Origin of the sequence: Pelotomaculum sp. FP (assembly GCF_004369245.1) — a bacterium.
In the GTDB taxonomy this organism is placed as follows: Bacteria; Bacillota; Desulfotomaculia; order Desulfotomaculales; family Pelotomaculaceae; genus Pelotomaculum_C; species Pelotomaculum_C schinkii.
In genome coordinates, this window is the sequence record NZ_QFGB01000024.1 from 46674 (window position 1) to 56963 (window position 10290).

Below are 10290 nucleotides of genomic sequence, written 5' to 3' on the forward strand. Positions count from 1 at the left end.
ATTGCCGTATTTATTTAAGCCATACCGCCCTGAATCTGCTGCAGGGAATATTGACATTCCGTTATACAAAGGTCCAAATGGTGGGCGCCTTCAATCAGCTTGTTTTTTGCCATTGGATCGGTTTCAGTATTGGCCATGTTCCGCAGTTGGGCAGCGGTTTGCTGGCAAGTCTGTATACACTGTTGTATTGTTTGGGCACCTGGCATAACTTATGTTCACCTCCAGATAATCTGATTTTTTTAGGGCATCTGTGTAGCGCTTTCGCACTGGCGAATACATAGCTCAATATGATGCGCGCCCTGGGTAAGCATATCCCTTACACCAGCGTTCGTAATCCCGTTGGCTCCGCTGCGGAGATCGTTGGCTGCTTTGGTACAGGTCTGAATACACTGCATTACCGCTTGCTTATTCTGCAACATTTTGTCGCCTCCCTCGTTATAAGATCAAGACTATAATTCCCCGCTCAATATCCTGATATGCAGGGAAAGTCGTTGGTAGCCATTAATTGAAGTTCCAGGTGGCAGAGACCGCGCACGGAATAGAAGGTTTTGATGAATGACTGATAAGCTTAATCGATTAATTTCTTGCCGTATCCGCTAAGGAGCAGGGAATTGGTCACCACGGATACAGAGGAAAAGGCCATCGCCAGCCCGGCCCATTCCGGCGGCAGGAGTTTTCCGGTTATGGGATAAAGGACGCCGGCTGCCACAGGAATGCCAATGACGTTGTAAATCAAAGCCCAGAAGAGGTTTTGTTTGATTTTATTTAAGGTTTTCCTGCCTAAGCGGATCGCCCTTTCCACATCAAGGAGGTCATTGCGCACCAAAATAACATCGCCTGTTTCCTTGGCCACGTCGGTGCCTGACCCGATGGCGATCCCGATATCGGCCTGGGCCAAGGCGGGGGCATCGTTAATGCCATCGCCGACCATGGCCACTTTGAGCCCTTGTTCCTGATATTTTTTCACGGTATTGATCTTATCCTGGGGCAGGACCTCGGCGGCAATCTCATCAATACCGGCCTCCTGCCCGACTACATGGGCCACCTTCTTATTATCCCCGGTGATCATGAAAGTCTTAAGGCCCAGTCCGTGCAGGCGTTTGATCGCTTCCCTGGCGCTCTCTTTAAGGACGTCGGCCAGGGCAATCAACCCGATAGCGCGGCCGGCAAGAGAGACAAACATCGTCGTCTTTCCTTCTTGCGCCAGGCGCGTGTATTCCTCTTCGACAGCGCTTACATCTATCCCGTGTTTCCGCATGTGCTTGATATTGCCTATAAGCAAAGGCTGCCCCTGGTAAGAGCAGGCTATCCCGTAACCGCTCTCCTCTTGATAATCCTTCACTTCCAAGATTTCTACTTCTTCTTTCCTGGCGCGACTTGCGACCGCTTGAGCCAGGGGATGGATGGAGGGGTTTTCTCCGGCTGCCGCTATTTGTAAGAGGCCTTTTTCTTTGAAGGGATTAACCGCAATGATATCCGTAACCTCAGGAGTACCTTTTGTGAGTGTCCCGGTCTTGTCAAAACCGATGGCCTGTAAGCTGGAGATGGCTTCCAGCACCGCTGCGGATTTAAAGAGAAGGCCGCGGTTAAGGCCGACGCCGCTGCCGACCATGATGGCCGTCGGAGTCGCCAGCCCCAACGCGCAGGGACAGGCGATGACCAACACGGCAATCGCTGCTGTAAAGGCGAAAACAAAGGTACTGTGCAGGGCAAAATACCAGATCAGGAAAGTGATCAGGGCCAGGGTTACCACTGCGGGAACGAAATAATTGGAGATCGTGTCGGCCAAGCGCTGGATTGGCGGTTTAACCCCCTGGGCGTCCTCCACCATTTTGATAATCCCGGAAAGCACCGTGTCTTTGCCTGTTTTGGCAGTTTGCACTTTAATGCTGCCGGAACGGTTAATGGTAGCCCCGATGACAGGATCCCCGGCTCCCTTGTCAACGGGAATGGACTCCCCGGTCAGCATGGACTCGTCGATGCTGGCTTGTCCTTCTATAATCTCGCCGTCAACCGGTATTCTTTCACCGGGTTTAACAATTACAACGTCGCCGGTTTTTAGATCAGCCGCGGCTACTTCCTTTTCTTCGCCGTTTATCAGCAGGCGCGCTTTATCGGCCTGTAACTCCAACAGCCGTTTTAACGCCTGACCGGCGCGGCCCTTTGCTTTAGCCTCCAAATATTTCCCGAAACGCACAAAGGTAATCAGCAAAGCCGACGTGTCAAAGAAATTTGGCCCTTCGAAGAAAAGGTTGGGAAAGAACATGTGCAAAGTCGTCATCAGACTATACCCGTAAGCGGCTGTAATCCCCATGGCAACCAGGACATCCATATTTGCCGAGCGATTTTTCAAGGCGTGGTAAGCGCCGCGATAAAAGGTCCAGCCCGCCGTAAACTGGACAATGGTGGCCAGGGTGAGGATCGTATACATTGTGGGCCTCGACATGGGGAGAAACATGAGCGGCATAATAGGCACTGATAGGATCACACTGAAAATGAGCCAGTTGCGCTCTATGATCGCACTGCGATCGTCCGGGTCTTCGTCCTTGTTCTTCAGGGGAATATAGCCGGCGTCCCTGACTTGTTCAAAGACATCATTTAAAGTTAATGTTTGGGGATCAAATTCTACAGTCACCGTCTCATTGGCAAAGTTTACTGCCGCCATGTGTACACCGGGAGTACTTTTTAGTTTCTTCTCGATGGTCAAGGCACAATTGGCGCAGGTCATCCCGCTTACTTTAAATTGCTGTTTGCCGCCTTCACTATCCTCACTTTGGGCCCCATAGCCCAGGTCTTTAATCTTGGCCAAAATATCCTCTTGTGAGACAACAGAGGGGTCTAATTCCAGCGTTAACTTTTCTGAAGCAAAATTAACCGCTGCAGATTTCACCCCCTTCATTTTGCCCACGCCTTTTTCTATGGTTAAGGCACAGTTGGCACAGGTCATGCCGCGAACTTTAAACTGCTTTTTTTGAGCATGGTCGCCCGGGTCAATGGAAGGATTGTCACTGACAGTCTCAGGAAGTATCAATGGGTCAGGCAGCCCGGCTGCTTCTGGTGGGGGTTGTTCCGCCGCCGCTTCTACTGGAGCAGGCCTGGTCGAATATCCGGCTTCTTCAATCGCCTGGGTTATGTCTTCCGTACTAACCTGATTTCTGTCAAAATCAAATAGAGCTTTGCTGTCAGCCAAAGAAACCCGGATATTTTCCACACCCGGTAATTTCTCAAGCGCTTTGGTCACCCGCCGTACACAGTGCTCGCAGGTCATGCCGTAAACAGGGATCGTGATTTCTTCCTGGCCTGTCGCGGGAAGGGGGATGTCGGTCGAATAACCCGCTTTTTCAATCGCTTCCCGTACTGCTGACAGGTCAAGCTGCTCCGGAGCAAAGTGAAAAGTCGCCTTGGCGTCTGCCAAAGACACCTGAACGTCAGCCACACCAGGAAGCTTCTCCAAAGCTTTGACAACCCGCCGTACACAATGTTCACAAGTCATACCATAAACGGGGAGTTTTACCTGCGCCAAAGCCACAGTTTCTTCAGTATTAGCCATCGTATCACCTCCACACTATGGTCGAAAATTTGGCAGTTACCTCAATCACCTTAGTTTTTGCTCTATCTCAACGAAAAAGCAGATAAAATATGCAGCCGTCCTATTTAATCAGTTTGAAGATAGTTTTTAGAACTTCATCTACCACTTGTTCATCACCGGCCTGAAGCTGTTCTGCAACGCAGGATTTCATATGCTTTTCCAGTAATAGTCTGGCTACTCCATGCAAAGCCGACTGGGCGGAGGAAATCTGGTTCAAGATATCATCGCAGTATACATGCCGCTCGATCATGCCCCTGATGCCGCGCACTTGTCCCTCAATCCGGTTCATCCTGCTGACAAGTTCGCGGATGGTTTTTTCGCTATGATGGCTGCGCCGTTCGCTGTTTCCCGGACTCTCATGACAAGCAGGGCAGGGGACTTTGGCCTCGTCCATGTAGACACCACCTTTAGTGAAATAGTATGGCAAGGTCCCGCAAAATTATAGTATACCCCCCTATGGTATTTTGTCAATTCATTCTTATTAACAGTAACAGGAGACTTAGCAAAATGTTTCCGGCAGGTATGCAATTACCCCGGCATCAACGTGACCGGGGCTTTGTTTTGACGATCTTTTCGTGTTCTTCAGCTATTTTGGGGTAATAGTGTTTGATTAACTCCCTGACCGTTAAAATCCTCCTTCTCACCTCTGTGCTGTAGAATAAAACCATTTCCCGCACCGGGGTTTCTCCATTGACGAGCAAGGCCAGGTTGTTTATTTTTGCGGCTTCGTCATGGTTCACTATCCAGCGGTAAAGCTCCATTATTTCATATATCAGCTTTTCATGTCTAACCGGGCTAAAAAAATTATTGCGCAGCATTATTTCCAGGTTGTTTAAGCCCACTCTAAAGACCCAACGGTCGCTATCAATGAATAAGTCCTTATCTTCCATGCAATGCGTCTCGTTTAAAAACTGAAGCAAGATGATCTCCTTAAACTTTCTGTCTTTACATAAATCACTGGCCCTGAAAAGTGACCAGGTTAAAACACCGCCGAATAGGGCGATCAGTATATGATTATAAGCAACGATCGTTTCCAGCAGGGATTTGATTAATTCCAAGATGAACACCTTTTTTTAAGCAATTAAAAACCATTATCCCCACGTTTCTTCATTCTTATCACTGTTTATTACTTTTCCAGGAGTCACCAAACTGGTTCTCAAAACTCCGCATCAGGTTCGGAGGGTTGATTTACCGGCCGGGTTAGTTTTTCTTTTTTGGCTTCCACGTATATGATTATATTTGTGTCGATTACAACCAGCTGTACTTTTAATTGATAATTGGCGCCTTCAAATTCGACTGCTCGATTATCTATAATCTGAGGGACAAGTGAATAGTTCAGTTTGTCTACCTCTTGTCCCTTGACCGGCTCCAGCCACTGCCGTACCTGTTTTTCCAGGACCAGGATGGTGTTTTTTTCTTCAAGCCTGGCCATATTCTCACCAAGAATTGCGATGTGAGGTTCAATGCCGGTTACCACTTTTTTCTCTTTTTCTCCCAGACTTTTCTTTAATTGATTCAACTCATCCCGGCAAAGTTCCAGCTGCTGGCTGAGAAGTTGATTATTATGTGTTATTTCGTCTACCTGCCCACCTAGAGTAACGGTTACAAGCACGCCTCCTGCCACCATACCCAGGAAAAATAGCGCCATCAAACGGATAGCCTGATTTTTCATTTCCCTTCTCCGGCTATTGCCAGGACGATCAAGTAACCTAAATGGGTTCCTGCCATGGCGCTTCCGATGTAAAAGAGTTGCTTGATTACCGCTATAATTTCACCTCTAAAAACACCCGACTCCAAAATCTCTATGGTTGAAAAGGTTCCACCGATAGCCGCCACCACGGCCCATATCTTCATTTCTCTGGCCAGCCTGAGCATGACGCCGAGCGGCGGCTCCCGCACCATCACCGCCGCCAGGGAGCCAACCAGTGCAGCGCCGAGCAATACACCCATGGCAGTAAAGAAAATAAGGATAAAATTTTTTTCAAAAGGCACCAATATCTCCTCCTTTTCCACTACCCCCTGTACATTAAAAAATTCGCTTTTCTGACGAATTATCTTGGTTGCATCCTGGCAGGGGCTTATTATTAGCCTATTAGCAAAATTTGTGAATATGACCTGTTTGACGATACCACAGCACGGAAATAGTGCTCTACCGGACGAGCGTTGTCCTGGGGGGACAATCCAATGGCCGAATAAGTCTAAAACACACGTCAAATAATTAAGCCGCCAATGGGCGGCTATATCTTTGATACCTGCGTATAAGACTACGGCTTGCCTCAAGCCTCTTGGATCGCCTTCATCGGGCCATATCACGCACTTTCCGCACATTATACATTTTTCATGATCGACAGTTGGCGCGTCACAACCATGCTGCAGTAAAGCTCCGGCCGGACAAACCCTGACGTATCATTATAAATATTGCCTATCTGTGACAATGTTACTGAAGGATTTTGGTTGACGGGATATGATAACAGCAAGACCAAAGCAGGAAGGTGATAATAATGTCTGCTGTCAATCTCAATCGAAGTCAAATAACTTATGAGAAGAAATATGTTTCATCGTGATGCTCTACCTCACGGCCGGCTTCATTCAACCTGTTATATTCGTTGGTGATGAACCTGTCGGTCATACCGGCGATGTGCTCGATAATCCTTCTGATTAGGCAAAGTATATTTGCTTCACATGTCTTTAATGCATCAAAAACCGTCTCCGGCAAAGGTTCCTTCTCGCGCTCTACAATTGATTTTTTAATATAATTGTCAATCTCGTTAGTTACAGCGTCTTCGCCGAGCGGTTTATATGCCCGTAGCCTTGACCAGACTCTTTCGTGCATAAGTCTGGGATTTTTATAATATAGCTCGAGCAGCGCCGTAATTATTTTGTTTCCCATATAATTCATCCTGGCAATACGGTATCCGTTGTGCAGTCTTTCACGTATCAGCTTCTTAAGGCGATAGTCAAGGGAAGCTGCATAGTTGTCATAAATTATGACCCTGTTTATGTCCGGGTACCTGCCCTTTTTACGAAAAGTACAGCTGCCGGTACATCCTTGAATAGGGTAATTTATGTATTTGCAATTTCCTGTCCTGACACCGGGACATATCTCTTTATATCCGGTGAAGTAAATTTTTATTTGTTTTAATGGAATCCATTCTCCTGTATCTTTATCTTTGTCATTATCGTCAAAAACGAGTTTAACATACTCCGTTATTTCCGGATCTTCGAATTTGTTGAGCCAAATGACTTTGCTGAGCTTCCGGTATTCTTCGGCATAATTTTTCACCAAAACAGGGAGATTCGCGCCGTTAGTTTCCAGGATTTCTTTGTATGATTCATTCATGAATTTCCTGAATTGACGATTTGCTTCCCCGTTTTCGCCTTGAAACTTGAAGCAGTGGAGCTCATTAGGCCTTGCTTCATAATCAAAAAAGTCCCCTTCAGTAATTATGATCCCGTCAACAACTGCAATGATAACAAATATTTTTTCATTTACCTGGTTTTCTGGTTTAACTTGGTTTTCTGCTGTCTGGTCATTAATATGTTCCCGAATCTCTTTACTGATGTCGTAATAATTCGTTGACTGGTACCCGGCATCCAAAGCCATCTGTATACGCCAATAAGAATGCTCAATAATGTTGGCAAGCAACAGGCCCCGGAGAAATGCAATATAAATATATGAAGGCAGTTCCTGTTTTTTATTATCAGCTTTTTTATTATCATCGCTTTTAACATTATCGATAATGCCTAGCAGCAGCTCCAAATATTTTAGTATTCTGCATTTTGATAGCCATTGATCTTCTTCTTTCATTGCGTTCAAGTATTCTTCACTTCGCCACATATGCAGGACAAATGCAAGGTTTGCAGCAAGTTCAAATTTGTTTCTGTATTCTTCATCCTCTTTGTATTTTCTGTTTATCTCATTTTGCATTTGCTCAACAATTTCTTTATTTTCATAGTTGAAATAGGCAGGCAGGTTTTTATCACTCTTACCTATCATCTCCACTATTTGGTGAACAAAAATCTTTGGAACGCGGATACTTCCCTGCTTTAAATGATGCTCTAAATAAGTATTCGTTTCATCATATTCAAATATTTTTTTTGATAAAAGCGCATCAAAGTATTCTTTAATAACGGCGCCTATATTGTTCTTATTAAGAATTCTCGATCTCAGTCCATCCTCCAGATCGTGGATCCTTTGCGCCAAGTCATCGGATATTCGGACAACTTGTGCTTCAAGTGAACCAGGGAAAAACAGTCCCAGATCATTTTTATCTTTCATCATTTGTTGAACGGCTGCTTCAAAGTTTTCATCGAAGGTTGAATTGCGGTGAATGTGTCCTCTAAAGCCCATACCGGTGTGGGTAAGAAGACCTTCACGAACGCCTTTTGTAAGATTAATGCCCCAGCCGAAACGTTCGGCGTCAGTCCTTCTGTCCCAGTCATATCCAGGCTCCAGGTAATCCACATTTTCAACAGAATGATAATTATGACAAAAGCAGTAATTCTGGTTGAATTTTTCGTCGCTATTTTTGAGCCAGTTATTTATTGCCTTTTCCGCTTCGTGGCCATAGGGAGCGTGTCCAAGATCGTGCCCCAGCGCAATTGCTTCAACGAGGTGCTCATTCAGCCGCAGGGACCTGGCTATATGTCTGGCGATTTCCGATACTTCCAGGGAGTGTGTCAGGCGTGTCCGGTAATTATCGCCTTCATGTGTGACAAACACCTGGGTCTTGTATTCAAGCCTCCGGAATGCCGTGCTGTTGGTTATTCTATCCTTATCTATCTCAAAGGGGGTTCTATACCGGCTGCGGCTGCCATGCCGGTCCAAATGATGCTCCGGAGAATCACTGTTAAACCGCTCTGTATACCAGGGGTCATCGCTATGCACGGCATAAGGGGCAAGGTTCTTTTTCTCCCATTCAACCCAAAACTTGCTGTATACACACATCTTTTTTATGGCGCCTCCCATTGGTAGCTGTTGTAACCGGCAAATGCCGTATAAGTGAAACTTTTATCTAAAGTATATACCATTATATTCCTCCCGAGTCAATAAATTAATGAAATTGCTTAAACTATCAGCTCTGCAGCCAACCGTCCTTTTAACACCCGGACAATCAAAAGCAGCCGTAGATTATGCTTTCGGCTGCGTTATGAAAATATATTAACATAATCGGGTTCATAAAACCATTGCCGTGACAGTAAGGCTTCAAAGCTTACTTACTCATGCGGGGCCAATTCAGCAATGCGCTGGTCCGGGTTATCCCTATTTAAGCCGCCATGACAGCAGATCACTGCTGCAATATCGTACCGGGTGAGCTTTTTGAGTGATTGAATTGCCAGGTCGTTTTCATTTCCATCCATCTCCCCATAAACAATTTCGGCCTGAATGTCTTACCAGTGATTGCGGTGTACCCTGGCAGCATCGTAGCGTGAGCCGGCGCTCTTTACCTCAGCCGGAAAGCCGAGCGCAATCGCCGAAACTGGAATCACATGTTCCGGCAGCCCCAATAACCGGGTCAAACCTTTCATGCGATCGTCTCTGGGGTATACTCCGAGCCAGCATGCTCCTAAGCCCTTGTCCCGGGCAGCCAGCAGGATGTTTTCCGTCGCCGCCGCACAGTCTTGAACCATGTAGCTCGAACCGGGATACTTATCACATGTTCGGTCCGCGCAGACGATAATCGCCACGGGCGCCTGCTTCAGCATTTGAGCATGTGTATGAATTTCAGTGATGCCGTTTAGCAGGTTGCGTTCCGTAATGACAACAAAGTGCCAGGGGCGTTCGTTTCCAGCTGACGGGGCGCACATGCCCGCTTCCAAAAGTTCGGTAATGAGTTCTTCAGGAATTGCCTGGTCCGTGTATTTCCGGATACTGCGCCTGTTTAAGATTGCCTCCACAGCATTGTCTCCCTTCATTTCAAATCATTAAAATACTGCTGATTTTCATTCTCTGTTGGTGCGTGGAAAAGCATGGCTAAGTATTTATTCCCACTAATTAGCATTATACCCTGTTTTAAGCGTCACTGGAACGGTTCTTTTGACAACCTTGACAAACTTCGGCAGCGCCTGCATGCGCCGTCTTTCTTAATGCAAAGCCGGTGTGTTGCAGCCAAGCTAAAAAGCGGGCTTAACTATGCCACCTTATGTTTCCGGGTTGACCAACCCATCAGGTCATAGACAATTCAGTATGCTAAAGCTGCCTCAATAAAATTAAACATGGCAAAAAGAAAAGCCGCAACTGCCCACCATCCGGTTACCGTGCCGGATAAAACCAACCAGAGCGTGTAAAAACCGATAGCAGTCCGGATTATCCTGTCAAAGGCGCCCAAATTTTTCTTATAATCAAGTATCAATTTTTATACCCCCTCGTCTTAGAATCTCTCAAGAGGGGGTATTTATTCGTCTGTACTGTTTTGTTGGAATTAATTTCATGTAAGATTTTAAGTGTTTTTTCAGTTGGCACTCAGTCGGTTTTAATATGCATAATGCATAATCCATAATACAACATCAGCATATTTCTCTAATAAAAATTGACCTTGAAAGGAACTATATTAAGATGAACAGTAAGACTCCATTCTATTAAGCCCCTTAATTGAGTTTGAGCCATACCCCCTTATTAATATAAACTAATATTAACGGAGGGGTATGGATGAAACGTAAAAGATATCCTCAGGATTTCAAAGAGCAGCTTGTTAAAGAAG

Annotated in this window: 11 protein-coding genes; all 11 read right to left on the minus strand. The window is 46.0% G+C overall.

What is annotated here, in order from left to right; genetic code table 11:
• Nucleotides 1–14: 14 nt before the first annotated feature.
• Nucleotides 15–137, minus strand: a complete 123-nt coding sequence (locus tag Psfp_RS22510) for a hypothetical protein (protein ID WP_282434338.1) — start codon at nt 135–137, stop codon at nt 15–17.
• Between the two features lie 102 nt (nt 138–239).
• Nucleotides 240–419 (minus strand): hypothetical protein, encoded by a 180-nt coding sequence (locus tag Psfp_RS11110; protein WP_134218607.1) that lies wholly within the window; start codon nt 417–419, stop codon nt 240–242.
• A gap of 149 nt (nt 420–568) precedes the next feature.
• Nucleotides 569–3550, minus strand: a complete 2982-nt coding sequence (locus Psfp_RS11115; protein ID WP_134218608.1) for a heavy metal translocating P-type ATPase — start codon at nt 3548–3550, stop codon at nt 569–571.
• A gap of 100 nt (nt 3551–3650) precedes the next feature.
• On the minus strand, nt 3651–3983 hold the full coding sequence (locus Psfp_RS11120) for a metal-sensitive transcriptional regulator (protein WP_134218609.1): 333 nt from the start codon (nt 3981–3983) through the stop codon (nt 3651–3653).
• A gap of 145 nt (nt 3984–4128) precedes the next feature.
• On the minus strand, nt 4129–4647 hold the full coding sequence (locus Psfp_RS11125; protein WP_134218610.1) for a hypothetical protein: 519 nt from the start codon (nt 4645–4647) through the stop codon (nt 4129–4131).
• 98 nt (nt 4648–4745) lie between these two features.
• Nucleotides 4746–5261 carry a hypothetical protein gene (locus Psfp_RS11130; protein ID WP_134218611.1) on the minus strand — a complete coding sequence of 172 codons (516 nt, stop codon included), beginning with the start codon at nt 5259–5261 and terminating at the stop codon, nt 4746–4748.
• Nucleotides 5258–5581, minus strand: coding sequence for a YtrH family sporulation protein (locus Psfp_RS22045; RefSeq protein ID WP_348981136.1), 324 nt, complete (start codon nt 5579–5581; stop codon nt 5258–5260). The genes Psfp_RS11130 and Psfp_RS22045 overlap by 4 nt, the downstream gene beginning before the upstream one ends.
• 544 nt (nt 5582–6125) lie before the next feature.
• Nucleotides 6126–8537, minus strand: a complete 2412-nt coding sequence (gene dgt, locus Psfp_RS11140) for a dGTP triphosphohydrolase (protein ID WP_192895376.1) — start codon at nt 8535–8537, stop codon at nt 6126–6128.
• 269 nt (nt 8538–8806) lie between these two features.
• On the minus strand, nt 8807–8950 hold the full coding sequence (locus Psfp_RS11145) for a hypothetical protein (RefSeq protein ID WP_192895377.1): 144 nt from the start codon (nt 8948–8950) through the stop codon (nt 8807–8809).
• Between the two features lie 30 nt (nt 8951–8980).
• Nucleotides 8981–9487, minus strand: coding sequence for a nitroreductase family protein (locus Psfp_RS11150; protein WP_205079553.1), 507 nt, complete (start codon nt 9485–9487; stop codon nt 8981–8983).
• Nucleotides 9488–9771: 284 nt separating this feature from the next.
• Nucleotides 9772–9942: a YgaP-like transmembrane domain gene (locus tag Psfp_RS11155; protein ID WP_134218615.1), complete on the minus strand. Its 171-nt coding sequence runs from the start codon at nt 9940–9942 to the stop codon at nt 9772–9774.
• Nucleotides 9943–10290: the final 348 nt, after the last annotated feature.

Bases quoted from the DNA above. Each gene is read 5' to 3' on its own strand.
- Psfp_RS22510 (WP_282434338.1), bottom strand. From the start codon at position 137: ATGGCCAATACTGAAACCGATCCAATGGCAAAAAACAAGCTGATTGAA.
- Psfp_RS11110 (WP_134218607.1), bottom strand. From the start codon at position 419: ATGTTGCAGAATAAGCAAGCGGTAATGCAGTGTATTCAGACCTGTACC.
- Psfp_RS11115 (WP_134218608.1), bottom strand. From the start codon at position 3,550: ATGGCTAATACTGAAGAAACTGTGGCTTTGGCGCAGGTAAAACTCCCC.
- Psfp_RS11120 (WP_134218609.1), bottom strand. From the start codon at position 3,983: ATGGACGAGGCCAAAGTCCCCTGCCCTGCTTGTCATGAGAGTCCGGGA.
- Psfp_RS11130 (WP_134218611.1), bottom strand. From the start codon at position 5,261: ATGAAAAATCAGGCTATCCGTTTGATGGCGCTATTTTTCCTGGGTATG.
- dgt (WP_192895376.1), bottom strand. From the start codon at position 8,537: ATGTGTGTATACAGCAAGTTTTGGGTTGAATGGGAGAAAAAGAACCTT.
- Psfp_RS11145 (WP_192895377.1), bottom strand. From the start codon at position 8,950: ATGGATGGAAATGAAAACGACCTGGCAATTCAATCACTCAAAAAGCTC.